The following is a 24,924-nucleotide window of genomic DNA, read 5'->3' on the forward strand; positions in this document are numbered from 1 at the left end:
CATTAAGTAAGACTCAAGCGCCGCTCCAGGTATCGGGCGTAGCACGACATTGTGTAAGTGCAGAGCCAGTAGACGACCGCGATGAAAAGATAGAGCTCGAAGGGGCGGATCTCGCGGTTGTTGACGACCTGGGCCGCCTTGGTGAGGTCCATGTAGCCGATGATGGACGCCAGCGACGTGTCCTTGAAGAGCACGATGAACTGGGTCACCAACGCCGGGATCATGTTCCGGAGGGCCTGGGGCAGGATGACATGGCGCATGGTCTGGGCCCGGGTGAGCCCGGTTGCCGTCGCGGCCTCCACCTGCCCCCTCGGCACCGACTGGATGCCTGCCCGGACGATCTCCCCCAGGTAGGCCGCCTCGAAGACCACGAAGGCCGCCAGCGCCACCCCGTACTCCGGGAGCGGAACGCGGAGGAGGATCGGCAGGATGAACCAGAACCAGAAGATGACCATGACGAGGGGCACGCCCCGGAAGAGCTCCACGTAGCCCGTCGCGGGGATCCGGATCCAGGGGGAACGGGCCAGCCGTCCCAGGCCGATGAAAACCCCCAGGAGGAATCCGAGGACGATGGCGGGGATCGCTAGCCGGAGCGTGCCCCCCGCGAAGCTCCCGAAGCCCAGGAACCCCTGGACCATGAGGAAGCCGAGGTTATTGACCACCACGCCGAAGTCCACGCTCAGTGCTCCGCGCGGGTCGGGCGGGCGATGAGCCCCGGGATGGCGAAGCGGCGCTCCACCCGGGCCATCGCCGCGGCGATGCCGAGGCAGAGGATCAGGTAGATCAGGGTCCCCGCCGTGAGGGCCTCGATCGCCTTGGCCGTGTAGGTCTCGATCTGGCGCGTCTGGAAGGTCAGCTCGGCCACGCTGATGGTCAGCGCAATCGAGGAGTTCTTCAGGAGGTTCAGCGACTCGTTGGTCAAGGGCGGGACGATCAGCCGGAGCGCGATCGGGATGATGATGAGGCGGTAGGCCTGGGCCACCGTGAGCCCCGTGGAGGCGGCGGCCTCGAACTGGGTCTTGGGGATCGACTGGATCCCCGCGCGGATCACCTCGGAGAAGCGCGCGCCGTGGTAGACCCCGAGGGCGAGCATGCCGGCCCAGAACTCGGCGCCGTGGTTGAAAAGCCACTCCTGGACCGGCCGGGGGAGGAGCGGCGGGACGCCGAAGTACCAGAAGAACATCCAGACGAGCAGCGGCACGTTCCGGAAGAACTCGACGTAGAAGATGGCCAGAGCGCGCAGCGGGCGGAGGGGGACGGTGCGGAGCGCCCCCGACAGGACGCCGAGGGCCAGGGCCAGAAGCCAGGCCAGCGCCGAGATCTCGAGCGTGGTCAGGAGCCCCTGGAGGAGCCAGTCGCGCGACTGGCCCCTCCAGAGGACCGACCAATCAAACTGGTACTGCACCTTACTTCGGCACGGACTGGTAGATCATGAACTTCTTGATGTCGGGGGTCATGGGGTACGGCAGCTCGCCTCTCGGCCCGAACCACTTCTCATAGATCTCGAAGAACTTGCCGGAGTCGATCCCCTCCATCAGGCCGTTGTTGACGGCGGCGCGGAAGTCCGAGTCCCCCTTCCGCATGGCCATCCCGTACGGCTCGTAGGAGTAGAAGTCGCCGACGATGTCCCACTCCCCGGGGTTCGGGGCCTTGGTCCTGAGCCCGGCGAGCTGGATGCCGTCGTTGGTGTAGGTATCCACCTGGCCCTGCGCCAGCGCCTGGAAGGCGGACGGCTGATCCGGGAACTCGCGGAGCTGGGCGCTCGGCACCCGCTCGCGGATGATCCGCGCGTTCGTGGAGCCCTGCTGGGCCCCCACGCGCTTGCCGGCGATGTCCTGGATCCCCCGGATCGGGCTCCCTTTCTTTACCATGAACTGGGCGCCGGTGACGAAGAAGGTGAGGCTGAAGTCCGCGCTGTCACGCCGGGGGCGGGTGTCGGTCATGGTGCCCGCGATCAGGTCCACGGCGCCGGAGGACAGGAGTGGGATCCGGGTGGCAGGCGTGGACTCCTTCTTCTCGAGCTTCACGGGCTTGCCCACCTTCGTCGAAACGGCGGAGAGGACGAGCTGATCGACCAGATCAATGGAGAAGCCCACCCACTCGTTCTGCTTGTTGACGTACGCGAAGGGGGGTGACCCGGTTCGCGTGCCGATCGTCAGGGTGCCGGTGCGGGCGATCTTCTCCAGCGTGGTCTCGGCCGCAGCCGGGGCCACGCTTGCCAGCATCACGGCCAGTGCCAGCAGAGCACTCAGCGATCGCTTCATGGGGTCCTCCTTAGTGTGAGAGGATCTTGCTCAGGAACTGCTTCGTCCGCTCAGAACGGGGGGCTGCGAAGAACGCCTCGGGTGTCCCCTCCTCGATCACCTGCCCTTCGTCCATGAAGACCACCCGGTGGGCCACCCGCCGGGCGAACCCCATCTCGTGGGTCACCACGATCATGGTCATGCCCTCGCGGGCCAGGTTCGTCATCACCTCCAGGACTTCGTTGATCATCTCGGGGTCGAGGGCGGAGGTGGGTTCGTCGAAGAGCATGATCTTGGGCTGCATGGCCAGCGCCCGGGCGATGGCCACCCGCTGCTGCTGGCCGCCGGAGAGGTTGGCGGGGTAGGCGCCGGCCTTCTCCGGAATGCCCACGCGCTCCAGGAGGGTCCTGGCGATCTGTTCCGCCTCCCCCCTGGAGAGCCCCTTCACCCTGACCGGGGCGAGCACGATGTTCTCCAGCGCCGTCATGTGCGGGTAGAGGTTGAAGGACTGGAACACCATCCCCACCTCGGCGCGGAGGCGCGAGGGGTTCAGGGCGGGGTCGGAGAGGAAGAGACCGTTCACCACGATCTCCCCCGACTGAATCGGCTCCAGCCGGTTGACACAGCGGATCAGGGTGCTTTTCCCGGAGCCGGACGGGCCGCAGACCACCACCACCTGGCCGGGCTCCATCCTCAGGGTGACATCCCGGAGGACGTGGAGCTTCCCGAACCACTTATTGACCTGCTTGAACTCGATGGCGGGCGCCATTACGCAACGGCCATCACGGGGGGGATCGCTTGGTCGAAGATGCCCCAGAGCATACGGCACGACGCCTTCCCACGCAACCCTGGAATGTTCCTCGCCCCATCGCCGCCGCCTCGGGCGCGGGCGGCGGAGGCACGGGTCAGCCGCGGGACCGCCCCCTGGAATTCCCCTCCACCCCGGGGGATGGGCGTAGTATCATGCTCGAGAATCCTTCCATCCCGGTCATCCGGGAGGCGAGGCGCAAGCATGAACGTCCTGCCGAGCCTGGTTCTCCTCCTCTCTCTCGCCGCCGCGGCGGAGCCCGTCCCCGCTCCGCCGGGGCCGGACGGGGCCCCGATGGTCCTCGTGCCGGCGGGGGAGTTCAGCCGGGGGAGCCGGACGGGCGAGGCGAACGAGCGGCCGGCCCGGACCGTATTCCTCGACGCCTTCGCCCTGGATCAGACCGAGGTCACCGTGGCCCGCTTCACCGCCTTCGTCGAGGCGACCGGACACCGCACGGTCGCGGAGCGCGAGGGCTGGGCCTGGGTGTGGGCCGGGGAATGGGGAAAGGGGGGGAAGTGGGTCCGGACCAGGGGGGCGGACTGGCGGCACCCCAAGGGGCCGGAAAGCGCCGGGCAGCCCGAGCACCCGGTGACCCAGGTCTCCCACCCGGATGCCGAGGCCTACTGCCGGTGGGCCGGCAAGCGCCTGCCCACGGAGGCGGAATGGGAGAAGGCAGCGCGCGGTCCCGATGGACGGCCCTATCCGTGGGGCGAGACATTCGAGGCGAGCCGGGCCAATACGTTGGGGGCGGCCGACGGCTTCCCGGAGGTGGCGCCCGTGGGATCCTTCCCGGCCGGGGCCAGCCCGTACGGCGCCCTCGACATGGCAGGGAACGTCTGGGAATGGACTGCCGACTGGTACCGGGCCGACTACTTCGCCGTGGCTCCCGCTCGGAACCCGCCCGGACCGCCGGCGGGCAAAGCCCGGGTCGTCCGGGGGGGTTCCTGGGGAGGGCCCCCGGAGTGGAGCAACGTGACGAACCGCTACGACCGCCTCCCCGACTACCGGAATAACAAGATCGGCTTCCGCTGCGCGCGCGACGTCCGCTGAGTCCGACCGCCCCCTAGTGGCGCACGGTGGCCCGCCGGAGGGTGACCCCGTAGCGCTTCCCCGGGTGGTCCGTGAGGTCGTGCACCACGAGGTCCACGGTGAGGGCCGTCGGCCGGCCCGGCTGGATCCGGATCGTGACCGCCGCTGTGGCTCGGGAGGGGACCGTCACCGCCAGCTCCTCGCCGGTCCTCAGGGTGCCCCGACCCCGGTCCATCTCGAGCCGGACGGCGTCGTAGGTCCCGGGCGGCACGGGAGTCTCCAGGAGCAGGACGGGCTCCCGCGCAGCCTGCACCAGGTCCACGATGGGGGCGGGGACCAGGAAGCGAACCCAGCCTTCCCGGCGGGGCTGGCCGGCGGGGTGGAGCCCCACGGCGGCGATCGTGACCGGGAGCGAGGCGAAGTCGCCGATCGCCTCCCGGTGGTCCGTGATCCAGACCTGGAGCGGGCCGGTCTCCTGGCCGCGCGCGGGCCCGGGGAGGAGGGGGCCGGCCGCAGCCGCCGCCAGGGCGAGCAGCATCGGTGCCGCCCGAGCCGCGGAGCGGCGCCGAAGTCTCCAGGCCTCCCCCATCCCCCCTCCCTCCGACGAGAGATGAGCTCCCTGTAGCACCGCGATGCCGCTCCCGTCAACCCCCAGAGTCCCCGCTTTACTTGGTGCGGTCGCATCTACTACACTAGGAGGGCTGCAGGCGGGGCGGTGAGGCTCCACTGTCCTTCGCGTTCCCTCCGGGAGGGTGTTGTGTCCTTTGTCGGTACCGAGCGTGTCCGGGGACGGATCCTCCGGGAAGTGGTCCCCTTCGTCGAGAAGCCTTCCCGCTACATCGGGCGGGAGTTCCTCGCCGTCCACAAGGACCCCGAAGCGGTGGCCGTCCGGATGGCGCTCGCCTTCCCGGATGTCTACGAGATCGGGATGTCCCATCTCGGCCTGAAAATTCTCTACCAGCTCCTGAACCGGCGGCCGGAGGTGGTGGCGGAGCGGGTCTACTGTCCCTGGCCGGACTTCGAGGCCCTGACGCGGGGGCGGGGGATCCCGCTGGCCAGCATCGAGTCGGGCCTGCCGCTCTCGGCCTTTGACCTCGTCGGGTTCACCCTCCAGTACGAGCTCTCCTACGCCACGATCCTCCACATGCTGGCGCTGGGCGGCATTCCCCTTCGCAGCGCCGAGCGGGGGGAGGGGGACCCGTTCGTGGTGGCCGGGGGTCCCTGCGGGTACAGCCCGGAGCCGCTCGCCGACTTCATCGACTGCTTCGTCATCGGGGACGGGGAGGAGGCGGTCCACGACCTGGTGAACGCGTTCCTGGCCTGGCGGCGGGCGGGCGGGCGCCGGGAGGAGCTCCTCCGGGCCTGGGCGGCCCTCCCCGGCATGTACGTTCCCGCCTGCTGGCAGCCCGGGCAGGTCGTCGAAAAGCGGATTATGACCCGCCTCGACACCGTGGACTACACCGCGATCCCCGTCCCCTTCATGGAGATCGTCCACGATCGGGTGAACATCGAGGTGATGCGGGGCTGCACGGTGGGCTGCCGGTTCTGCCAGGCCGGAATGATCGAGCGGCCGTTACGGGAGCTGCCGGCCGACGAGATCCGTGAGATGACGCGGCGGGCGTTGGACGCGACCGGCTACGAGGAGGCCTCCCTCAACTCCCTCAGCATCGCCGACCTCACCTGCCTGTCGGGGCTCCTCCCGGGCCTGATGGATGACTTCCAGGGAGACCGGATCGGCCTCTCCCTCCCTTCGCTGCGCGTCAAGGGGCTGAAGCCCGAGCTGGCCGCGGAGCTCCTCCGGGTGAAGCGGACCGGCTTCACCATTGCCCCCGAGGCCGGCAGCCAGCGCCTCCGAGAGGTGATCAACAAGGGGATCGTGGACGAGGAGGAGGTCTTCCGCGCGGTCGCGACCGCGGCCGAGGCCGGGTGGAGCAGCCTGAAGATGTACTTCATGTGCGGGCTGCCCACCGAGACCCAGGCGGACCTCGATGAGCTCGTTCGGCTCTCGCTCACGGCCCAGCGGCTCGGCCGGCGGAAGGGGCCGCGGGGCTTCACGCTCACGGTGAGCGTCTCCTCCTTCGTCCCGAAGCCCCACACCCCCTTCCAGTGGGCCGGGCAGGACCGCATGGAGGTCCTCCGGGAGAAGCAGCAGTTCCTGAAGGGCCGGCTCCGGGAGGCCGGGGTGAAGTTCAAGTGGCACGACGTGAGGTCCTCCTTCCTGGAGGCGGCCTTCTCGCGGGGCGGCCGGGAGGTCGGCCCGGTCATCGCCGAGGCGCACCGCCGGGGCGCCCGGTTGGACGGCTGGACGGAGCACCTGGACTTCGACCGCTGGATGGCCGCCTTCGAGGCGTGCGGGGTGGACCCCTCCCCGATCGCCCACCGGAACATCGGCCCCGACGAGCCGCTCCCCTGGGACCACATCTCCTGCGGGGTGAGCAAGAAGTTCCTCCAGCGGGAGTGGCGCAAGGCCCTGCGGGCCGCCACGACCCCCGACTGCCACGTGGCCCCCTGCCAGGCCTGCGGGGCGGTCTGCATCCCCTCCTGGCAGGAGTGGCACGAGCATGCGGAGGCGGACCGGCGTGAGGCAAGGCGGCAGGAGGCGGCGCCCGGGCCGGCGCTGCCGCTCCTGGCCCTCCCCGGGCGGCCTGCTGGCGATGGGGCTGCGCCGCCGGCCGGCGCCGACCCGGGGGTGGCGGCTCCCCCGGCAGCGGAAGCCGTGACCCCTCGCCCGGCTGAGACCGCGCCCTCCGTGGCCGCCATCCAGCGGATCCGCTTCGCCTTCCAGAAGCGGGAGGAGCTCCGGTTCCTCTCGCACCTGGAGGTGTTCCGGACGCTCACCCGGGCCGTCCGCCGGGCCGGCTACCGCCTCGCCTACTCCCAGGGCTTTAACCCGCAGCCCCGCCTCGCCGTGGCCATGGGCCTCCCGGTGGGTGTGGAGGGGGAGGCGGAGCTGGCGGACGTGGAGCTCCGGGAGCGGGCCGCGGTGGAGCACTTCGCGGTCCGGGTCAACGCCACGCTCCCGCGCGAGCTTCATCTCACGGAGGCGTGGGAGGTGCCCCTGCACGCGCCCTCCCTGACCTCCCAGGTGCTGACGGCAGAGTATCGGGCCGCCCTGTCGCCCTCGCTGGCGGAAGTCCTGGGGGATCCGGCTGCCGCCTGCGCCGCCTTCCTGGCCCGGGAGACGATCCCCGTGGAGGGGTTCCGGAAGGGGGAGGCAATTACCGTGGACGCCCGCCCGGCCCTGGAGGCGTTCGCCCCCGAGGGCACCGGGGCCTTCCGGCTCCTCCTCAAGGCCGGGGCCGGCATCCGGCCCCGGGAAGTGCTGCGGGCCTTCCTGGCCCCGGTCCTCCCCGCCGAGGCGCTGGCCGGCCTGGACGGGCACCTCACGATCACCCGCACGGGCCTCGGGCTCTCGGCGGTCCCCGCCCCGGCGCCGGCCCCCGCGTAACGCCCACACTCGGAAGCGGCGCTCGGCCCTTCCGCGAGGTCGCAGGTTCCCATGAAGCGCGAGATCATCGTCAACGCCTCGATGACCCAGACCCGGGTGGCCATCCTGGAGGATGGCAACCTGGTCGAGCTGATGATCGACGACGTGAAGACCCGGAGCGTCGCCGGGAACATCTACAAGGGACGGGTCCTGAAGATCCTCCCCGGGATGCAGGCCACCTTCGTGGACATCGGCCTGAGCAAGGACGCCTTCCTCTACGTCCGGGACATCTTTGAGGACGTGGAGGAGTACGAGCAGCTCCTCAGCCTGGGGGAGACGGACGGCAGCGCGACGGCCGAGTCGCCGGAGGACCTGCGGCCCGTCCCCCCGCCCTCCGGGAAGCGGCGCCCCCACCCATCCATCGAGGAGCTCATCCAGGAGGGACAGGAGATCCTGGTGCAGGTCGCCCGCGAGCCGCTGGGGACGAAGGGGGCCCGGATCACGTCCCACATCACCCTCCCCGGCCGCTTCCTGGTCTACATGCCGATGGAGAGCCACATCGGCGTCTCCCGGAAGATCGAGAACGAGGGGGAGCGCCAGCGGCTCCGGCACATCGTGGAGGAGCTCAACCAGAAGAACGAGGGGGTCATCGTCCGGACGGCCGGGGTGGGCAAGAGCCGCGCGGAGCTGCAGGCGGACCTGGAGTTCCTCCGCTCCCTGTGGCAGAAGATCCGCGAGAAGGCGGAGGGCCTGAAGGGGCCGGCCCTGGTCCAGAAGGACCTCGACCTGGTCTTCCGCCTCTTCCGGGACCTCTTCACGCGGGACGTGGCCCGGCTGGTGGTGGACTCGCCCTCGGAGTACGAGCGCTGCCTGGAGTTCACCGAGTCCCTCTTCCCGGACCTCCGGCCCCTGCTGTTCCTGTACACGGAGGATGAGCCGATCTTCAAGTCCTTCGGCGTCGAGAAGGAGATCGAGAAGGCCCTGCGGCCGAAGGTGTGGCTCAAGTCGGGAGGCTACATCGTCATCGAGGAGACCGAGGCGCTGGTCTCCATCGACGTGAACACGGGCAAGTACGTGGGGAAGCACGACTTCGAAGAGACGGTCTTCCGGACCAACCTGGAGGCGGCCGGGGAGATCGCCCGCCAGGTCCGGCTGCGGGACCTGGGGGGGATCATTATCATCGATTTCATCGACATGGCGCGCCAGGAGCACCGGGACAAGGTCGTCATCGAGCTGAAGGAGGGGCTGAAGCCGGACCGCTCCCCGACCAATGTCTCGCTGCTGTCCGAGCTCGGGCTGGTGGAGATGACCCGCAAGCGGGTGAAGCAGGGGCTCATCCGCTCGATCAGTCAGGCCTGCCCGACCTGCGGGGGCACCGGGGCGGTCCGGGCGCTCCCCTCCATCGCCCACCAGATCCTGCGGGAAGTGGAGTGGCAGCTGTACCGGAGGAAACCGCCCCAGCTCCGGATCCGGGCCCACCCCGACGTCACGGCGTGGCTCAAGGCGGAAGAGGCCGAGGTCATCGAGGCCCTGCAGGAGCAGTACGGGGGGGAGGTCGCGCTGGCGGCGGAGGAGTCCTGGCCGCTGGCCAAGTACCAGCTCCAGGAGGGATAGGACGGGCCCACCGCCGCCGCCGCCGGGGTCCCGGCCCGGCGCCTCGTCCTTGACACCGGGCGGCGGCCCTGCTATAAGAATGTGCTTTCTCCGCGTGGAGGCTCCCGCCTCCGCGCGCTGCTTTTAGGCCTCCCGCCGGGGAGTGTCCCCGGGTGGGCACCGAGAGGAGCAGGCGGTGTACGCGGTCCTCGAGACGGGCGGGAAGCAGTACCGGGTCAGCCCCGGTGATCTCCTCAGGGTGGAGCGTCTCGAGGGTGAGCCGGGCAGCCCCGTGCGCTTCGACCGGGTCCTCCTCGTGGCGGAGGAGGACCTGGTAACGATCGGGACCCCCACCGTGGCCGGCGCCTCCGTCGCGGGCGAGGTCGTGCGGCAGGGCCGGGCGCGGAAGATCATCGTTTTCAAGTTCAAGCGCCGGAAGAAATACCGCCGGACCCAGGGGCACCGGCAGGCGGAGACGACCGTCCGGATCACCGCGATCAGCAAAGGGTAGGGGCCGACCAGGCTCCGACACGGAGGCAATCCATGGCGCACAAGAAGGGGATGGGGTCGACCCGGAACGGGCGCGACTCCCAGAGCAAGCGCCTGGGGATGAAGCGGTTCGGGGGAGAGCTCGTGCCGGCGGGGTCCATCCTGGTCCGCCAGCGGGGGACCCGCTTCAAGCCCGGGGAGAACGTCGGCATCGGGCGGGACGACACCCTCTTCGCCCGCGTGGCGGGGATCGTCTCGGTGACCCACCGGGGGGGACAGGGACGCTTCGTGAACGTCACCGCGGTGGAGCCCTAACGGCGGGCCGTGTTCGTTGATCTAGCGCGCATCCTCGTGCGGGCGGGCGACGGCGGGCGGGGGTGCGTGAGCTTCCGCCGGGAGAAGTACGTGCCCCGGGGGGGCCCCGATGGGGGCGACGGCGGGGACGGCGGCGACATCCTGCTCGAGGCGACGGGCACCCTGAGCACCCTCATCGACCAGAAGTACCAGCAGCAGTACCGGGCCGGCCGGGGAGGGCACGGCGAGGGGGGGAACCGGGAAGGGAAGCGGGGGGCCGAGCGCGTCATCCGCGTCCCCGTGGGGACGGTGGTGACCGACGCCGACACCGGCGAGCCCCTCGCGGACCTCACGGCGGCCGGGCTGCAGGTGGTGGTGGCCCGGGGCGGCCGCGGGGGCCGGGGCAACGGGCGCATGGCCACCCCCACGCGGCGCGCCCCCCGGACCGCCGAGCCCGGGGGGAAGGGCGAGAGCCGGACCCTCCAGCTGGAGTTGAAGCTCCTGGCCGACGTCGGCTTCGTGGGCCTCCCGAACAGCGGGAAGTCCACGCTCCTTGCCGCGTGCACCGCTGCCCGCCCGAAGATCGCTCCCTACCCCTTCACCACCCTCATCCCCAACCTGGGCGTCGCCGTCCTCGGGATCGGGGCCTCCTACGTCATCGCCGACATCCCGGGACTGATCGCGGGCGCCTCCCGCGGCGCGGGGCTCGGGCACCAGTTCCTCCGCCACATCGAGCGCGTGCGGGTCCTGGTGCACGTCATCGACGTGGCGGAGGGGGCCCCGGCGGACCCGGTAGCCGCCTACCGGACCGTCGAAGAGGAGCTGGCCGCTTCGGGTCGGGCCCTGCCGGATCGGCCGCGGGTGGTGGCGGCCAACAAGATCGATCTGCCGCACGAGCAGTCCCTCGCCCGTCTCGTGGCTCACTGCGCGACCGCCGGGGTCCCCTGCTTCCCCGTCTCGGCGGCCACGGGGGCGGGGGTGGGGGCGCTCCGACGCGGGCTCTTCCGTCTGCTCCGGGAGGTCCGGGAGGAACGCGATGCCGGTCCCGTCCCCCGCGCGGCTGCCCGATAGGCCCGCCCTCCTTCAGGGGGTCCGCCGGCTCGTCGTGAAGGTGGGCTCGGGGGTCCTCTCCCGGGGCTCGTTCGCCCTGGATACCGGGACCATCCAGGCGCTGGCAGCCGAGCTCTCTGCCTGCCGGGCGGCGGGGCGGCAGGTGGCGCTGGTGAGCTCGGGGGCCATCGTGGCCGGCGTCGGCCGGCTCGACCTCAAGGAGCGGCCCCGGAGCATCCCGCTGAAGCAGGCGGCCGCGGCGATCGGGCAGGGGGCGCTCATCTGGACCTACGAGGAGGCCTTCGCCGCCCACGGGGTGAAGGTGGCCCAGGTCCTCCTCACGGGCGAGGATCTCCGGGACCGCGCCCGCTACCTGAACGCGCGCAATACGCTCTTCACCCTCTTCGACCTGGGGGTCCTGCCGATCATCAACGAGAACGACACGGTGGCGGTAGACGAGATCAAGTTCGGCGACAACGACCGGCTCTCGGCCCTGGTGGCCGCCCTGGTGGACGCGGACCTCCTGGTCATCCTGACCGATACGGATGGCCTCTTCACCGCGGATCCCCGGCGCAGTCCGAAGGCCCGCCTCATCCCGGTGGTGACGGGGGGGGAGGCGAAGGGGACGTTCTGGGCGGGGGCGCCGGCCACGGCCACGGGCGTCGGCGGGATGGCCTCCAAGGTGGAGGCGGCGCGGCTGGCGGCGGCCTCCGGCATCCCGACCCTCATCGCCAACGGGGCGGCGCCCGGCGCCCTCACCCGCCTCCTCGCCGGGGAGACCCTCGGGACCCTGTTCCTCCCGGATGCCGAGCGGCTGGCGGGCCGCAAGCGGTGGCTCGCGCTGGCGAGCAGGCCCAAGGGGGTCATCGTGGTGGACGAGGGGGCGAAGCGGGCCCTGACCGAGCGGGGGAAGAGCCTGCTGCCGTCCGGCGTCAAGGGGACCTCGAAGGCCTTCCGCGTCGGGGATGTGGTCTCGCTCGTGGGCCCCGACCAGGCCGAGTTCGCCCGGGGGCTCACCAACTACAGCGCGGAGGAGGTGGAGCGGATCAAGGGGGTCAAGACCAGCGAGATCGAGCGGACGCTGGGCTACCGGCACTCGGACGAGGTGATCCACCGGGACAACCTGGTGATCCTGAATGGGGGGCGGCGGTGAGCCTGGTTCTCGAGGTGGCGCGGGCTGCCAAGGAGGCGGCCGCGGCCCTGGCGACCCTCCCCACCGGGGTGAAGAACGCGGCGCTCCTCGGCATGGCGGCCGCGGTGCGCCGGGCGGAGGGGACGCTCCTCGGGGTGAACGCCGCCGAGGTGGCGCGCGCGCGAGCCGCCGGCCAGCCGGCCGCCTTCCTGGACCGCCTGACCCTGACGGCGGGCCGGGTCCGGGCGATGGCGGACGGCCTGGAGGCGGTGGCCGCCCTCCCGGACCCGGTGGGGGAGATCACCGGCATGTGGCGGCGGCCGAACGGCCTCTTGGTGGGGCGGATGCGGGTCCCCCTCGGGGTCATCGGCGTGATCTACGAGTCGCGGCCCAACGTGACGGCGGACGTGGCCGGCCTGTGCCTCAAGGCCGGCAACGCCGTCGTCCTGCGGGGCGGGTCGGAGGCCCTCCAGACGAACGGGGCGTTAGCCGCCCTCCTGGGGGAGGCGGCGGCGGCCGCGGGGGTGCCCAAGGGGGCCGTGGGGTTCATCGCTTCCCCCGACCGGGCCGCGGTGGCCGAGATGGCGCGGCTCCCCCGCTACATCGACTGCCTCATCCCGCGGGGCGGGGAGGACCTCATCCGGGCGGTGAAAGACCAGGCGACCGTGCCGGTGATGGCCCACGAGAAAGGGCTCTGCCACACCTATGTGGATCGGGCGGCGGCGTTGGCCATGGCGGCGGAGGTGGCCTTCAACGCCAAGGTGGAGCGCCCGGGGGTCTGCAACGCGATGGAGACCCTCCTGGTGCACGAGGCGGTGGCGCCCGCCTTCCTCCCGCCGCTCGTGGCGCGCCTGCAGGCGGCGGGGGTCGAGGTGCGAGGCTGCCCCCGCACGCTCGCCCTGGTGCCCGGGGTGGCTCCGGCCAGCGAGGCCGACTGGGACACCGAGTACCTGGACCTGATCCTGGCGGTCCGCGTCGTGGCCTCCTACGAGGAGGCGGCGGCCCACATCCGCCGGCACGGCTCCGGGCTGGCGGAGGCGATCGTGACCGCCGACCACGCCACGGCCATGCGATTCCTCCGGGAGGTGGACGCCGGGGCCGTGTTCGTGAACGCCTCGACCCGCTTCACGGATGGGGCCGAGTTCGGGCTGGGGGCCGAGATGGGGATCAGCACCCAGAAGCTCCATGCCCGAGGGCCCGTGGGGCTGCAGGAGCTGACCTGCACCAAGTTCATCGTCCTGGGCGAGGGCCAGGTCCGCCAGTCCGCGAGGTGAGGGACGGATGCGCATCGGCGTGATGGGCGGGACCTTCGACCCGATCCACCTGGGGCACCTGCGCGCGGCGGAGGAGATCTCCCTGGCCTTCGGGCTGGACTGGATCATCTTTGTCCCGGCCGCCCGGCCGCCCCACAAGGACGCCGGAGACGTGGCGGCCCCCATCCACCGCTACGAGATGGTCTCCCTGGCCACCGTGTTCACCCCGTACTTTACCGTCTCTCCGATCGAGCTCAACCGGCCGGGGACCTCCTACTCGGTGGACACGGTGCGGGAACTCCTGCGGTTGTATGGGAAGGAGACCCAGCTCTACTTCATCATGGGGGTGGACGCCTTCCTGGAGCTGAGCGACTGGAAGGAGGCCCGGGAGCTGCTGCGCTTGGCCCAGGTCATCGTCACCGCGCGGCCGGGGTGGCGCCTGGATGAGGTGGAGCGGACGCTGACGCCCGCCCAGCAGGCGGCCCTGGGCCACCCCACCTTCAAGTACCTCCGCATCTCGGAGGTGGGGCCCGAGCTCGCCCGCAATGCGCCCGTCCCGGCCCTGGTGCTGCTGGTCGAGCTGGTCTCCCTGGACATCTCCTCCCGGGAGATCCGGCAGCTGGTGGAGGAGGGGCGGAGCGTCCGGTTCCTGGTCCCCGACACGGTGGCGGCCTACATGCAGAAGAACCGCTTGTATCAGAAGCGACCCACCCCCCCGGGCGGCGGGCGAAAGGAGGATACCCCCCATCGAGGCTGAGCTGCTGGTGCGGCTGGCCGCCGAGGCCGCCGCCGAGGTGAAGCCGGACTCGGTGGTGCGTCTGGACCTGCGCGGCCTCTGCTCCTTCACGGACTTTTTCCTCATCGTGAGCGCGGGGAGCCACAAGCAGGTCCAGGCCATCGCCGACAAGATCGCGGAGCGGCTGCGCAGTGCCTCGGCGCGACCGCTGCACATCGAGGGATACGCGGAAGCGCGGTGGATTTTGCTTGACTACAATGAGTGCATCATCCATATTTTCGAGGAAACTACGCGCCAATACTACGATCTCGAGAGGCTGTGGGGCGACGCGCCGCGAAGCGTGCTCGTCGTCCCGGACCGGGGTCGGACGGACCGATGGGGGGTGGACGGGTAGGCTTTGAGGCCATCGTCGCCGAGGCCCCGGAGATGCGGGCCGCCTTGCGGCTGGCGGCTCAGGTGGCGCCCAGTGACGCCACCGTTTTAATTCTGGGGGAGAGTGGGACCGGCAAGGAGCTGATCGCGCGCGCGATCCACGAGGAGAGCAAGCGGCGCGAGGGGCCCTTCGTCAAGGTCGACTGCACGGCCCTTCCGGAGGGCCTGCTGGAGAGCGAGCTCTTCGGGCACGAGAAGGGCGCGTTCACCGACGCCGTCGCCGAGAAGCCGGGGCGGTTCGAGTTGGCCCACGGCGGGACCCTGTTCCTGGACGAGGTGGCGGAGCTGCCGCAGAGCCTGCAGGCGAAGCTGCTGCGGGTCCTCCAGGAGCGGGCCTTCGAGCGGGTGGGCGGGAACCGGACCATCTCGGTGGACGTGCGGATCCTGGCGGCCACCAATCGGGACCTGGCGAAGGCGCTGAAGGCCAGCCAGTTCCGCGAGGATCTCTACTACCGGTTGAACGTGGTCCCGGTGGTGGTCCCGCCCCTCCGGAGGCGCCCCGAGGACATCCTCCCGCTCGCCGCCCACTTCCTCCAGCACTTCGGGGCCCGGTACGGCAAGGCCGTGCCGGGGTTGAGCCCAGAGGCCGCGACGCTGCTCCGGCGCCACCCCTGGCCGGGGAACGTGCGGGAGCTGGAGCACGTGATCGAGCGGGCGGTCATCCTCTGGGAGCGGGGACCGATCAGGCCGGAGGAGCTGACGGTGGATCTGATGGCGGTGGCCAGCGACGGCGTGCCCGACCAGGAGCTCCTGACCCTGGAGGAGCTGGAGCGGGAGTACATCCGCCGGGTGCTGCGCCGGGTCCGGGGGCACAAGAGCCGTGCCGCCCGCATCCTCGGGATCAACCGCAAGACCCTGCTGGAGAAGCGCAAGCGCTACGGGCTTGAGTAGCTCCTCCGCTCCGGCCCGCCGGGGCCGGTCCGCGGACCGGCCGGGCAAGGAGGCCGAGGTGAAGGCGACGAAGCTGAAAGAGCTGCAGCGGCGGCTCGAGGAGAAACGCAAGGAGCTGTTGAGCGGTGTCCGGACCCGCAGTGCCACCAGCCTCCAGGCGGGGGACGACGGGATCCAGGACATCGCCGACCAGGCAACCTCCGCCTACACGAAGGAATTCCTCCTCTCCCTGGGGGACGCGGAACGCCGTCTCCTCAGGCAGGTGGACGCGGCCCTGGGCAAGATGCGGCAGAACACCTACGGGCTCTGCGAGAAGTGCGAGGCGGAGATCAGCGAGAAGCGCCTGGAGGCCCTCCCCTTCGCCACCTACTGCATCGCCTGCCAGGAGGAGGAGGAAGAGAGCCGCTAACCCCAGGTCTGGCCTGGCGGGCTCCCCGCCGGCCGGCCCTGCCCGCCTGGCGGTGCGGCAAAAGCCGCCCGCGCCCCACCCGGCCCCGGACTCTGCCGGGGCCTCCTTCCCCGGGGTGATCGCCGTGACCGTCCGCGACCTGTGGGAGGCCTGTCTCCGCCTGCTCTTCCCGGTGCCGTGCCTCCTCTGCGCCGGGCCGCTCGGGGCGGGCGCCGCCGCCCAGGTCTGCGGTCCCTGCTGGGCCAGCCTCCCGCGCCTGCCGGAGAACGGGTGCGCCACCTGCGGGCGGCCGCTCGGGGGTGCCGGGGGCGTCCCGGACGCCCCGGGGGATTCGCCGCTGCGGTGCGGGGCTTGCCAGCGGCGGCAGCCCCCGTACGAACTGGCCCGGGCCGTCCTCCCCTACCGCGACGCGGGTCCGGTCCGAGCGCTCCTGCTGGCCCTCAAGCACGGCCGCCGGCGGGCGCTCGCGGTCCCGCTGGCCCGCCTCATGCACGCGGCGGCAGCCGGACGGCTCGACCTGACGGCCTTCGACGCCCTCGTGCCGGTCCCGCTGCACTGGCGGCGTCGCCGGGAGCGCGGGTTCAACCAGGCGGCCGCGCTGGCCGAGGGCCTGGGCCGGGCGGCGGGTCGCCCCGTCCTGCGCCGCGGCCTGGTCCGAGCCCGGCCGACCCCGCCCCAGAGCGGCGATCGCATGGCCCGCCGGCGCAATGTCCGGGGCGCCTTCGCCGTCCGGGGCACTCCCCGCGGGATCCGGGCGAAGCGCCTGCTCCTCATCGACGACGTCTTCACCACCGGGGCCACCGCCGAGGAGTGTGCCCGGGTGCTCCGCCGGGCCGGCGCCGCCGCGGTGGGGGTGTACACCCTGGCCCGTGTGGCCTGAGAGCGGGAGGGGGACGAACGGATGGAGACCCCAAAGCGGGTCCTGGTGGTCGAGGAGGCGGAGGCCTACCGGCAGATCATCGGCGAGCTGCTCCGGGCAGCGGGGTACGACGTCGTGGAGGAGGCGGGGGCGGCGGCCGCCCAGCGGCAGCTGGAGGCGGGGCCGCCCTTCGACCTCCTCGTCCTGGATCTGCAGATGCACGGTGCCGAAGCGAACGGCCTCTACGCCTGGCTGAAAGCCCGGCCCCTCGAGGGGCGCCCCCCCATCCTGGCCGTCACGATCGCTGCGGAGACCCGCCGGGTCCTCGACCGCCTCCGGGGCCTGCAGGTGGTGGGGATCCAGGACAAGCGGCTGGTGTGGGACCAGCTCGTCTACCGGGTCGGCGGGATCCTGTACCCGAAGCGGGCCGATCAGCGCGCGTTCCTGCGGGCCCCTGCGGGGGTCCCGGTCAACGTCCGGGCGGCCGAGCGGCGCCTTCAGGCGGTCATCGCCAACATCAGCGCCACCGGCATGTTCCTCGCCACGCCGGAGGCCCTGGAGGCGGGCGAACTGCTGCACCTCCAGTTCATCCTCCCCGGCCTGCCGCATCTCTTTGAGGTCGCCGGGCGGGTCGTCTGGCGCCGGGAGGCGACGGAGGGGGAGGAGGGGGGTGTGGGCATCCGGTTCGAGGACCTGGCGGAGGAAGCGCAGGCCCAGATCGGCAGCTACGTGCGGGCCGAGCTGTTCCGACTGGGGCCGGCGACGGGTCGGGCCGAGCCGGGGCGCGAGGGCCCCGGGGGTTGACGCCCTCCGCCTGGGCCGTATAGTAGGGGAAGGGACACGAACCGCGCCAGCGCCGCCCCGCGAGGCGGCCGCGCCACCGCGAGGAGGGGAGGCATGGCATTACGCGTCGCCATCAACGGGTTCGGGCGGATCGGCCGGAACTTCTTCCGGGCAGGGTGCACCGATCCGGGCCTGGACTTCGTCGCCGTCAATGACATTACGGATGCCCGCACGTTGGCGCACCTGCTCCGCTTCGACTCGGTCCACGGGGCCTTCAAGGGGACGGTGGACGTGAAGGAGGGCGGCCTGGTGGTCAACGGGAAGACCCTCCAGGTCCTGGCGGAGAAGGACCCGGCCCGGCTCCCCTGGAAGAGCCTGGGGGTGGAGGTGGTGGTCGAGTCCACGGGCCGGTTCACCGACCGGGCGGGCGCGTCCAAGCACCTGGAAGCGGGGGCGCGGAAGGTGATCATCTCGGCGCCGGCGAAGGACCCCGACGTGACGGTCGTCCTGGGGGTGAACGAGAAGGCCTACGACCCGGCCCGGCACCGGATCATCTCCAACGCCTCCTGCACCACCAACTGCCTGGCCCCCGTGGCCAAGGTGCTGCTGGACAACTTCGGCATCCGGCACGGGTTCATGACGACCATCCACGCCTACACCAACGACCAGCAGATCCTGGATCTGCCCCACAAGGACCTGCGCCGGGCGCGGGCGGCCGGTCTCTCCCAGATCCCCACGGCCACCGGCGCCGCCAAGGCCATCGGGTTGGTCCTGCCGCCGCTGCAGGGGAAGTTGCACGGCATCGCCATCCGGGTCCCCACCCCCAACGTCTCGCTCGTGGACCTGGTGGCCGAGACGGAGAAGGTGGTGACGGTGGAGGAGGTCAACGCCGCCCTGCGGAAGGCGGCGGAGGGGGACCTGCGGGGGATCCTGGGGGTCGAGGAGGAGGAGCTCGTCTCGGTGGACTTCAACGGGAACCCCCTCTCCGCCATCGTGGACGCCCCCTCCACGAGCGTCATCGACGGGACCATGGTGAAGGTTCTGGCCTGGTACGACAACGAGTGGGGCTACTCTTGCCGGGTGCGCGACCTGCTCCTCTACCTGGCCAAGCGGGGCTGAGGGGGGGGCGCGACGAAGGGGAAGGGGGAACCGATGGGATGGGCGACACGCGGCCTGCTGGCGGCGGCACTCGGGGCGGCCCTGCTCACCGTGGGACCGGGGCCGGCCCGGGCCTGACCGGCGGCGGGGCCCGATGGGCACATCGGGCAGGTGACGGAGCTGGACGGGACCCGGGGGCTGCTGGCCATCCGGGACGCCGAGACCGGCGACGCGGTGCGGTTCCGGGCCACGGCGGAGCAGCTCAAGGGAATCACAGCCGGGGGGACCGTGCTGGTGAAGTTCCGGAAGGAGGCGGGAGGAGGCCTCACGGCGGTCAGCATCCGGCCCTTCTGACGGGAAGCCTGTGGCCAAGCTCTCCATTCGCGACCTGGACCTGGCGGGGAAGCGGGTCCTGCTCCGGCTGGACCTGAACGTTCCGCTCCGGGACGGGTCCGTGACGGACGACAGCCGCATCCGGGCCGCGCTTCCCACTATCCGGCACGCGCTGGACCGGGGGGCCCGGCTCCTTCTCCTCTCCCATCTCGGCCGGCCCAAGGGGAAGCCGGACAGTGCCCTCAGCCTGGCGCCGGTGGCCGCGCGCCTGGGGGAGCTGCTGGGACGACCGGTCCCCGTAGCCCGGGACTGCGTCGGGGAAGAGGTGGCCGCTGCCGCGGCCCGCATGCGCCCCGGCGACGTCCTCATGCTGGAGAACTCCCGCTTCCACGCCGGGGACGAGCGGAACGACGAGGCCTTCAGCCGGGCGCTGGCCGCCCTCTGCGACGTCTACGTGAACGACGCCTTCGGGGCGGCCCATCGGGCCCACGCGTCCACGGTCGGCGTCATCCGCTTCGCCCCGGTGGCCGCCGCCGGCTTCCTCCTGGAGCGGGAGCTCACGTACCTGGGCCAGGTCCTGGAGACCCCCCGCCGCCCCTTCGTGGCGATCCTGGGGGGGGCGAAGGTCTCGGACAAGATCGGGGTCATCCGGAATCTGCTCACCCGGGTGGACGCGCTCCTCATCGGGGGGGCGATGGCCTACACCTTCCTGGCGGCCCAGGGGATTCCCGTGGGGGCCTCCCGCGTCGAGGCGGACCGGCTGGAGGTGGCGAGGGACATCCTGGCCCGGGCCCGCCCCGGTCGCCTCTGCCTCCCCAGCGATCACGTCATCGCGGAGCGGGTGGAGGCGAGCGCCCCGACGGGAGTGGTGCCGCTCCGGGGGATCCCCGCCGGTTGGATGGGGCTGGACATCGGCCCCGAGACCATCGCGCAGTTCGCGGAGGAGATCGGCCGCGCGGGGACCATCTTCTGGAACGGCCCGCTGGGGGTCTTCGAGCTCCCACCCTTCCGGGCCGGGACGATGGCGGTCGCGGCCGCGGTGGCGGCGTCCCGGGCGACGTCCGTCATCGGCGGCGGCGACACGGTCGCCGCGGTGAAGGTGGCAGGCGTGGCCGACCGGATGACGCACCTCTCCACGGGGGGCGGGGCCTCGCTGGAGTTCCTGGAGGGGAAGGAGCTCCCGGGGATCGCCGCCCTTCCGGAGAAGCAGTGATGGCGCGGATCCCGCTCGTCGCCGGCAACTGGAAGATGTACAAGACGCCCACGGAGGGGGCCGCGTTGGCGCGCGAGCTCCGCCAGCGGCTCGACCGCCCCGGCGGGCGCGACGGGGTCGACGTGGCCGTCTGTCCCCCCTTCCCCGCCCTTCCCGCGGTGGGGGCGGCTCTGCAGGGGAGCGGCATCGCGCTGGGCGCGCAGGACATGCACTGGGAGAAGGAGGGGGCCTTCACCGGCGCCGTCTCCGCCGGAATGCTGGTGGACCTCGGCTGCCGATTCGTGATTCTGGGGCATTCGGAGCGGCGCCAGCACTTCGGGGAGACGGACGCGACGGTGCAGCGGAAGGTCCGGGCGGCCCTCGCGGCGGCGCTCACCCCCATCGTGTGCGTCGGGGAGACCGTGGCCGAGCGGGATGCGGCGCAGACCCTGGCCGTCGTCACCCGGCAGGTCGGGGCGGCCCTGGAGGGCCTGCCCGCCGCCGATCTCGGCCGGCTCGTCCTGGCCTACGAGCCGGTCTGGGCGATCGGCACGGGCCGGACCGCGACGCCGGCGCAGGCCCGGGAGATCCACGGGGCCCTCCGGCGCCTCCTCACGGAGCGGGGGGGCGGGCCCGCCACCCGAATCCTGTACGGCGGGAGCGTCAAGGCGGAGAATGCGGCGGGGCTCCTCCGCGAACCCGAGATTGATGGTGCCCTGGTCGGGGGCGCTTCGCTGGTGGCGGAGCAGTTCGCCCGGATCGTGGAAGCCACCCGTCCCGCCTGAGCGGGGCGCGGGGGCCGCCGCGGCCGCATCGGGCTCGCGACGCGAAGGGAGAGCACATCCATGTACGTCCTGCTGCTGGTCCTCCACATCGTGGTGGCCGTGGCCCTGATCGGGGTCGTCCTCCTCCAGTCGGGGAAGGGAGCCGACATCGGCGCCGCCTTCGGCGGGGGCTCCAGCCAGACCGTCTTCGGCGGCCGCGGCGCCACCACCCTCCTCCACAAGGTGACCACGATCGCCGCCATCCTCTTCATGCTCACCTCCCTCAGCCTGACCCTGTACCACGGGGAGCGGCGCGCCTCCTCCGTCATCCGGGAGGAGCCCGCGGCGGCGACCGAGACCACGCCCCCCGCGGCTCCCCCGGCCCCCGCGCCGGCGCCGGCGGCGCCGGGGGCGGCCGCTCCGGCCAAGTGAGTCCGGAGAGGTGATGGCCCCCGCCCGCCGTCTCTCCCGCTGGCTGCCGGCCGGCCTCCTGATCCTCGGCCTCGCCGGGTGCGGCGGCGAGGCCCCCTCCGCCGAGGCGCCCGGGGCCGTGACCGGCCCCCCGGCGTACGGGGACACGATCGTCGAGGCCTCGATCGGGGACATCAGCGGCCTCATCCCGAACATCACCAGCGACTCCGCCTCCCACAGCGTGGGGAGCCTCATCTACGACGGGCTGGTCCGGGCCGACCGGGACCTGAGCCTCACGGGGGAGCTGGCCGAGTCGTGGACGATCTCGAAGGACGAGCGGACGATCACCTTCCACCTGAAGAAGGGGGTGCGCTGGCACGACGGGGCTCCCTTCACGGCGCGGGATGTGGAGTTTACCTACCGGTACATGCGCGACCCGAAAACCCCGACCGCCTACGCCGAGGACTTCCTCCAGGCCGCCTCGCTCGAGGTCGTGGACCCCCACACCGTCCGGGTGCACTACGAGAGGCCCTATGCGCCCGCGCTCCTCTCGTGGGCGCTCTGGGTCCTCCCGGCTCACATCCTGGAGGAGCCCTGGCGGAAGGGTGTGGACCTCCGGACGACGCCCCAGAACCGCCACCCGATCGGGACCGGGCCCTTCCGCTTCCACGAGTGGAAAACCCAGGAGAAGGTCGTCGTCCTGGCAAACCCCGACTACCACCGGGGCCGCCCGTACCTGGACCGAGTCGTTCTCCGGATCATTCCCGACCCCGCCACCATCTTCCTCGAACTGAAGGCTCGCAACGTGGACATGGCCGGGCTCACCCCCCTCCAGTTTCGCCGGCAGACGGAGTACCCGGCCTTCGCGAAGTTCTTCGAGAAGTACCGCTACCTCTCGAACTCCTACGCCTACCTCGGCTTCAACCTGAAGGACCCGCGCTTCGCCGACCGGTTGGTGCGACAGGCCATCGCCCATGCCATCGACAAGCAGGAGATCATCGAGGGGGTCCTCCTCGGCCTCGGGCAGGAGGCGGTCGGGCCCTACAAGCCGGGGACCTGGTGGTACACCGATCAGGTGCGGACCTTCCCCTACGATCCAGATCGGGCGAAGGCGCTCCTGCGGGAGGCCGGGTGGCGGGATCGGGACGGCGACGGGATCCTCGAGAAGGATGGGAAGCCGTTCCGGTTCACGATCCGGACGAACCAGGGGAACAGCGTCCGGATCCAGACGGCGGAGATCATCCAGCGGCGCCTGAAGGCAGTCGGGATCGACGTCAATATCCACGTGGTGGAGTGGGCGGCCTTTATCAATACGTTCATCCGGAAGCGGGACTTCGAGGCGATCATCCTGGGCTGGGGGCTCGGCCTCGACCCGGACCAGTACGAGATCTGGCACTCGAGCAAGACCGGCCCGGACCAGCTCAACCACGTTTCCTATAGCAACCCGGAGGTGGACCGGCTCCTCGAGCAGGGCCGCCGGACCTTCGACCGGGAGCGCCGGACCGCCATCTACCGGGAGTTCCAGCGGGTCCTCGCCGAGGACCAGCCGCTCGTGTTCCTCTACGTCCCGGAAGCCCTGACGGCGGTGTCGTCGCGGATCCGGGGCATCGAGCCGGCCCCGGCCGGCCTCGCCTGGAACTTCATCCGGTGGTACGTTCCCCAGGACGCGCAGCGCTACACCCGCTGAGGCCATGCTCGCCTACGTCGCCCGCCTCACCGTTGTCTCCGCCCTCCAGATGCTCGCGATCACCCTGCTGGCCTTCCTCGTGATCCACCTGGCGCCCGGCGAGCCGGTGGTCCTGCAGCAGGAGCTCCAGACGACCCAGAGCCCGCAGCAGCGCCAGACCCTGCGCGAGCTCTACGGCCTGGACAAGCCGCTCCACGTCCAGTACGGGGTCTGGCTGAACCGGCTCGTCCGGCTGGACCTCGGCCGCTCCTTCAGCCCGGACGGCCGCCCGGTCTGGGAGAAGATCCGGGAGCGGATCCCGGTCACCCTGTCGCTCAACCTGGCCGAGATCTGCCTCATCTACCTGACCGCGGTCCCCCTCGGGGTCTTCGCGGCGGTCCGCCGGCACAGTCTCTTCGACCGGCTGGCCACCGTCTTCGTCTTCATCGGCTTCGCCACGCCCGACTTCTGGCTGGCCCTCCTGCTGATGATCCTCTTCGGCGTCCAGCTCGGCTGGCTCCCCATCTCCGGGCTCCGCTCCCTGAACTGGGAGTACCTGGCGCCGGCGGCGCAGGCCTGGGACCTCGTCACCCACCTGGTCCTCCCGATCTTCATCGGGGCGTTCGGCGGCCTGGCCGGGCTCTCCCGCTTCATGCGGGGGAGCATGCTGGAGGTCATCCGCCAGGACTACATCCGGACGGCCCAGGCGAAGGGGCTGCCGGAGCGGGTCGTGTTCTACAAGCATGCCCTCCGGAACGCCGTCCTTCCGATCGTGACGATCCTGGGCCTCTCCCTGCCCGGACTGATCGGCGGGAGCGTGATCGTGGAGAGCGTCTTCGCCATTCCCGGGATGGGACAGCTCGCCGTCCAGAGCGTGTTCGCCCGCGACTACCCGGTGGTCATGGGTCTGCTGACGATCGGGGCGGGGCTGACCCTCGTCGGGAACCGCCTGGCCGACGTGTGCTACGGGATCGTGGATCCGCGGATCCGGATCGCGGGCCGGAGCGCGTGAGCATGGGGCACCCACCCCCTTCCGTCGGTCTCGCCGCCGCCTGGCGCCAGCTGCGGCGGAACCCGCTGGCCCTCGCCGGGGGAGCCGTGGTGCTCCTCCTGGCTGCCGTGGCCATCGCCGCCCCCCTCGTCGCCCCCTACGACCCCGCCGCCTACGACGTGAAGCGGATCCTGCTGCCGCCGAGTCAGGCGCACCCCCTGGGAACGGACCAGATCGGCCGGGATGTCCTGTCCCGGATGCTCTACGGGGCGCGGGTCTCGCTGGCGGTCGGGTTCGTGGCGGTCGGGATCGCCATGCTGATCGGCATGGTGGTGGGGGTCGTGGCGGGCTACTACGGGGGGGCCGCGGACAAATTCATCATGTTGGGGATCGTGGACGTGATGCTCACCTTCCCGCGGTTCTTCCTCCTGCTGGCCGTCATCGCGATGCTCCAACCGAGCATCTTCGTGATCATGGCGGTGATCGGCGTCACCGGCTGGATGGGGGTGGCCCGGCTCGTCCGGGCCGAGGTCCTGAGCTTGAAAGAGCGGGACTTCGTGATGAGCGCCCGGGCCCTCGGGGCCGGGGACCTGAGGCTCATGTTCCGACACATCCTGCCGAACGCCCTCGTCCCGGTCCTGGTGTCGGCCGTCCTGGGGGTGGCCGGGGCGGTCCTGACGGAGGCGGGGCTCTCCTTCCTCGGCCTCGGCGTGCAGCCGCCGACTCCCACCTGGGGGAACATCCTGGCCGACGGCAAGGCCAACATCGAGATCGCCTGGTGGCTCTCCGTGTACCCCGGACTGGCCATTCTCGCCACGGTCCTCTCCTACAACCTCTTCGGCGAGGGGCTGCGGGACGCCCTCGACCCGCGGCTCCGCCAGTGAGGACCCGGAAAACAGGAACGCCCCGGGGCATCCCCCGGGGCGCCGCCTCCCGCCGCGCCAGGCACTCATACAAACGCCAGCATCAAAGTGACAAGGTCCGGGTCCTGTCGCCGGCGCCGCCCCCGGCCCCCGGCCCCCGGCCCCTCTGGGGAACCCT

General features: G+C 71.4%; 27 protein-coding genes. 22 read left to right on the top strand and 5 right to left on the bottom strand.

Annotated features, from left to right (window positions below):
• Positions 1-2: 2 nt before the first annotated feature.
• From VGT06_12085 to VGT06_12100, 4 genes are read right to left on the bottom strand one after another with little or no spacing between them, the layout of a single operon-like run.
• On the bottom strand, positions 3-677 hold the full coding sequence (locus VGT06_12085; GenBank protein HEV8663857.1) for an amino acid ABC transporter permease: 675 nt from the start codon (positions 675-677) through the stop codon (positions 3-5).
• A 2-nt stretch (positions 678-679) separates the two neighbouring features.
• Entirely contained in the window at positions 680-1,405 is a 726-nt protein-coding gene (locus VGT06_12090) for an amino acid ABC transporter permease (protein ID HEV8663858.1), read from the bottom strand.
• 1 nt (position 1,406) lies between these two features.
• Entirely contained in the window at positions 1,407-2,264 is an 858-nt protein-coding gene (locus VGT06_12095; GenBank protein HEV8663859.1) for a transporter substrate-binding domain-containing protein, read from the bottom strand.
• Between the two features lie 10 nt (positions 2,265-2,274).
• On the bottom strand, positions 2,275-3,012 hold the full coding sequence (locus VGT06_12100; GenBank protein ID HEV8663860.1) for an amino acid ABC transporter ATP-binding protein: 738 nt from the start codon (positions 3,010-3,012) through the stop codon (positions 2,275-2,277).
• A gap of 243 nt (positions 3,013-3,255) precedes the next feature.
• On the opposite strand from VGT06_12100, the gene VGT06_12105 reads away from it, so the two are divergent.
• Entirely contained in the window at positions 3,256-4,101 is an 846-nt protein-coding gene (locus VGT06_12105) for a formylglycine-generating enzyme family protein (protein ID HEV8663861.1), read from the top strand.
• A gap of 13 nt (positions 4,102-4,114) precedes the next feature.
• Here the strand turns inward: VGT06_12105 and VGT06_12110 are convergent, their stop codons facing one another.
• Positions 4,115-4,669: a DUF4382 domain-containing protein gene (locus VGT06_12110; protein HEV8663862.1), complete on the bottom strand. Its 555-nt coding sequence runs from the start codon at positions 4,667-4,669 to the stop codon at positions 4,115-4,117.
• A 168-nt stretch (positions 4,670-4,837) separates the two neighbouring features.
• Here VGT06_12110 and VGT06_12115 point away from each other — a divergent pair, with 168 nt between their 5' ends.
• From VGT06_12115 to VGT06_12215, 21 genes are all read left to right on the top strand, one after another.
• Entirely contained in the window at positions 4,838-7,528 is a 2,691-nt protein-coding gene (locus tag VGT06_12115; GenBank protein HEV8663863.1) for a TIGR03960 family B12-binding radical SAM protein, read from the top strand.
• A gap of 51 nt (positions 7,529-7,579) precedes the next feature.
• The gene (locus tag VGT06_12120) at positions 7,580-9,121 is read left to right on the top strand and encodes an Rne/Rng family ribonuclease (GenBank protein ID HEV8663864.1); all 1,542 of its coding nucleotides are present in this window, start codon (positions 7,580-7,582) and stop codon (positions 9,119-9,121) included.
• 175 nt (positions 9,122-9,296) lie between these two features.
• Complete coding sequence (gene rplU, locus VGT06_12125) at positions 9,297-9,611, top strand: 50S ribosomal protein L21 (GenBank protein HEV8663865.1); 315 nt, start codon at positions 9,297-9,299, stop codon at positions 9,609-9,611.
• Between the two features lie 32 nt (positions 9,612-9,643).
• The gene (gene rpmA, locus VGT06_12130) at positions 9,644-9,904 is read left to right on the top strand and encodes a 50S ribosomal protein L27 (protein HEV8663866.1); all 261 of its coding nucleotides are present in this window, start codon (positions 9,644-9,646) and stop codon (positions 9,902-9,904) included.
• A 9-nt stretch (positions 9,905-9,913) separates the two neighbouring features.
• A complete protein-coding gene (obgE, locus tag VGT06_12135) occupies positions 9,914-10,954 on the top strand; it encodes a GTPase ObgE (protein ID HEV8663867.1) in 1,041 nt (346 codons plus the stop codon).
• Positions 10,920-12,086, top strand: a complete 1,167-nt coding sequence (proB, locus tag VGT06_12140; GenBank protein ID HEV8663868.1) for a glutamate 5-kinase — start codon at positions 10,920-10,922, stop codon at positions 12,084-12,086. Before obgE ends, proB begins: the two co-directional genes overlap by 35 nt.
• Positions 12,083-13,339, top strand: a complete 1,257-nt coding sequence (locus tag VGT06_12145) for a glutamate-5-semialdehyde dehydrogenase (GenBank protein HEV8663869.1) — start codon at positions 12,083-12,085, stop codon at positions 13,337-13,339. Before proB ends, VGT06_12145 begins: the two co-directional genes overlap by 4 nt.
• Positions 13,340-13,346: 7 nt before the next feature.
• Positions 13,347-14,075 (top strand): nicotinate-nucleotide adenylyltransferase, encoded by a 729-nt coding sequence (gene nadD / locus VGT06_12150; GenBank protein ID HEV8663870.1) that lies wholly within the window; start codon positions 13,347-13,349, stop codon positions 14,073-14,075.
• 7 nt (positions 14,076-14,082) lie between these two features.
• A complete protein-coding gene (rsfS, locus tag VGT06_12155) occupies positions 14,083-14,448 on the top strand; it encodes a ribosome silencing factor (GenBank protein ID HEV8663871.1) in 366 nt (121 codons plus the stop codon).
• The gene (locus tag VGT06_12160; GenBank protein HEV8663872.1) at positions 14,430-15,377 is read left to right on the top strand and encodes a sigma 54-interacting transcriptional regulator; all 948 of its coding nucleotides are present in this window, start codon (positions 14,430-14,432) and stop codon (positions 15,375-15,377) included. The genes rsfS and VGT06_12160 overlap by 19 nt, the downstream gene beginning before the upstream one ends.
• Before the next feature lie 58 nt (positions 15,378-15,435).
• Positions 15,436-15,786, top strand: coding sequence for a TraR/DksA family transcriptional regulator (locus VGT06_12165; protein HEV8663873.1), 351 nt, complete (start codon positions 15,436-15,438; stop codon positions 15,784-15,786).
• A 52-nt stretch (positions 15,787-15,838) separates the two neighbouring features.
• Positions 15,839-16,666, top strand: coding sequence for a ComF family protein (locus tag VGT06_12170; GenBank protein ID HEV8663874.1), 828 nt, complete (start codon positions 15,839-15,841; stop codon positions 16,664-16,666).
• A gap of 21 nt (positions 16,667-16,687) precedes the next feature.
• Positions 16,688-17,449 carry a PilZ domain-containing protein gene (locus VGT06_12175; protein ID HEV8663875.1) on the top strand — a complete coding sequence of 254 codons (762 nt, stop codon included), beginning with the start codon at positions 16,688-16,690 and terminating at the stop codon, positions 17,447-17,449.
• 93 nt (positions 17,450-17,542) lie between these two features.
• On the top strand, positions 17,543-18,547 hold the full coding sequence (gene gap / locus VGT06_12180; GenBank protein HEV8663876.1) for a type I glyceraldehyde-3-phosphate dehydrogenase: 1,005 nt from the start codon (positions 17,543-17,545) through the stop codon (positions 18,545-18,547).
• 150 nt (positions 18,548-18,697) lie between these two features.
• Positions 18,698-18,880 carry a hypothetical protein gene (locus tag VGT06_12185; GenBank protein HEV8663877.1) on the top strand — a complete coding sequence of 61 codons (183 nt, stop codon included), beginning with the start codon at positions 18,698-18,700 and terminating at the stop codon, positions 18,878-18,880.
• A gap of 10 nt (positions 18,881-18,890) precedes the next feature.
• Entirely contained in the window at positions 18,891-20,072 is a 1,182-nt protein-coding gene (locus tag VGT06_12190; GenBank protein HEV8663878.1) for a phosphoglycerate kinase, read from the top strand.
• On the top strand, positions 20,072-20,836 hold the full coding sequence (gene tpiA, locus VGT06_12195; protein ID HEV8663879.1) for a triose-phosphate isomerase: 765 nt from the start codon (positions 20,072-20,074) through the stop codon (positions 20,834-20,836). Before VGT06_12190 ends, tpiA begins: the two co-directional genes overlap by 1 nt.
• 60 nt (positions 20,837-20,896) lie before the next feature.
• Entirely contained in the window at positions 20,897-21,247 is a 351-nt protein-coding gene (secG, locus tag VGT06_12200; protein ID HEV8663880.1) for a preprotein translocase subunit SecG, read from the top strand.
• Between the two features lie 13 nt (positions 21,248-21,260).
• Positions 21,261-22,913, top strand: a complete 1,653-nt coding sequence (locus VGT06_12205; protein HEV8663881.1) for a peptide-binding protein — start codon at positions 21,261-21,263, stop codon at positions 22,911-22,913.
• A gap of 4 nt (positions 22,914-22,917) precedes the next feature.
• Complete coding sequence (locus tag VGT06_12210; GenBank protein ID HEV8663882.1) at positions 22,918-23,904, top strand: ABC transporter permease; 987 nt, start codon at positions 22,918-22,920, stop codon at positions 23,902-23,904.
• 2 nt (positions 23,905-23,906) lie between these two features.
• Positions 23,907-24,767, top strand: a complete 861-nt coding sequence (locus tag VGT06_12215; GenBank protein ID HEV8663883.1) for an ABC transporter permease — start codon at positions 23,907-23,909, stop codon at positions 24,765-24,767.
• Positions 24,768-24,924 lie beyond the last annotated feature (157 nt).

Origin of the sequence: Candidatus Methylomirabilis sp. (assembly GCA_036000645.1) — a bacterium.
Lineage (GTDB): Bacteria > Methylomirabilota > Methylomirabilia > Methylomirabilales > JACPAU01 > JACPAU01.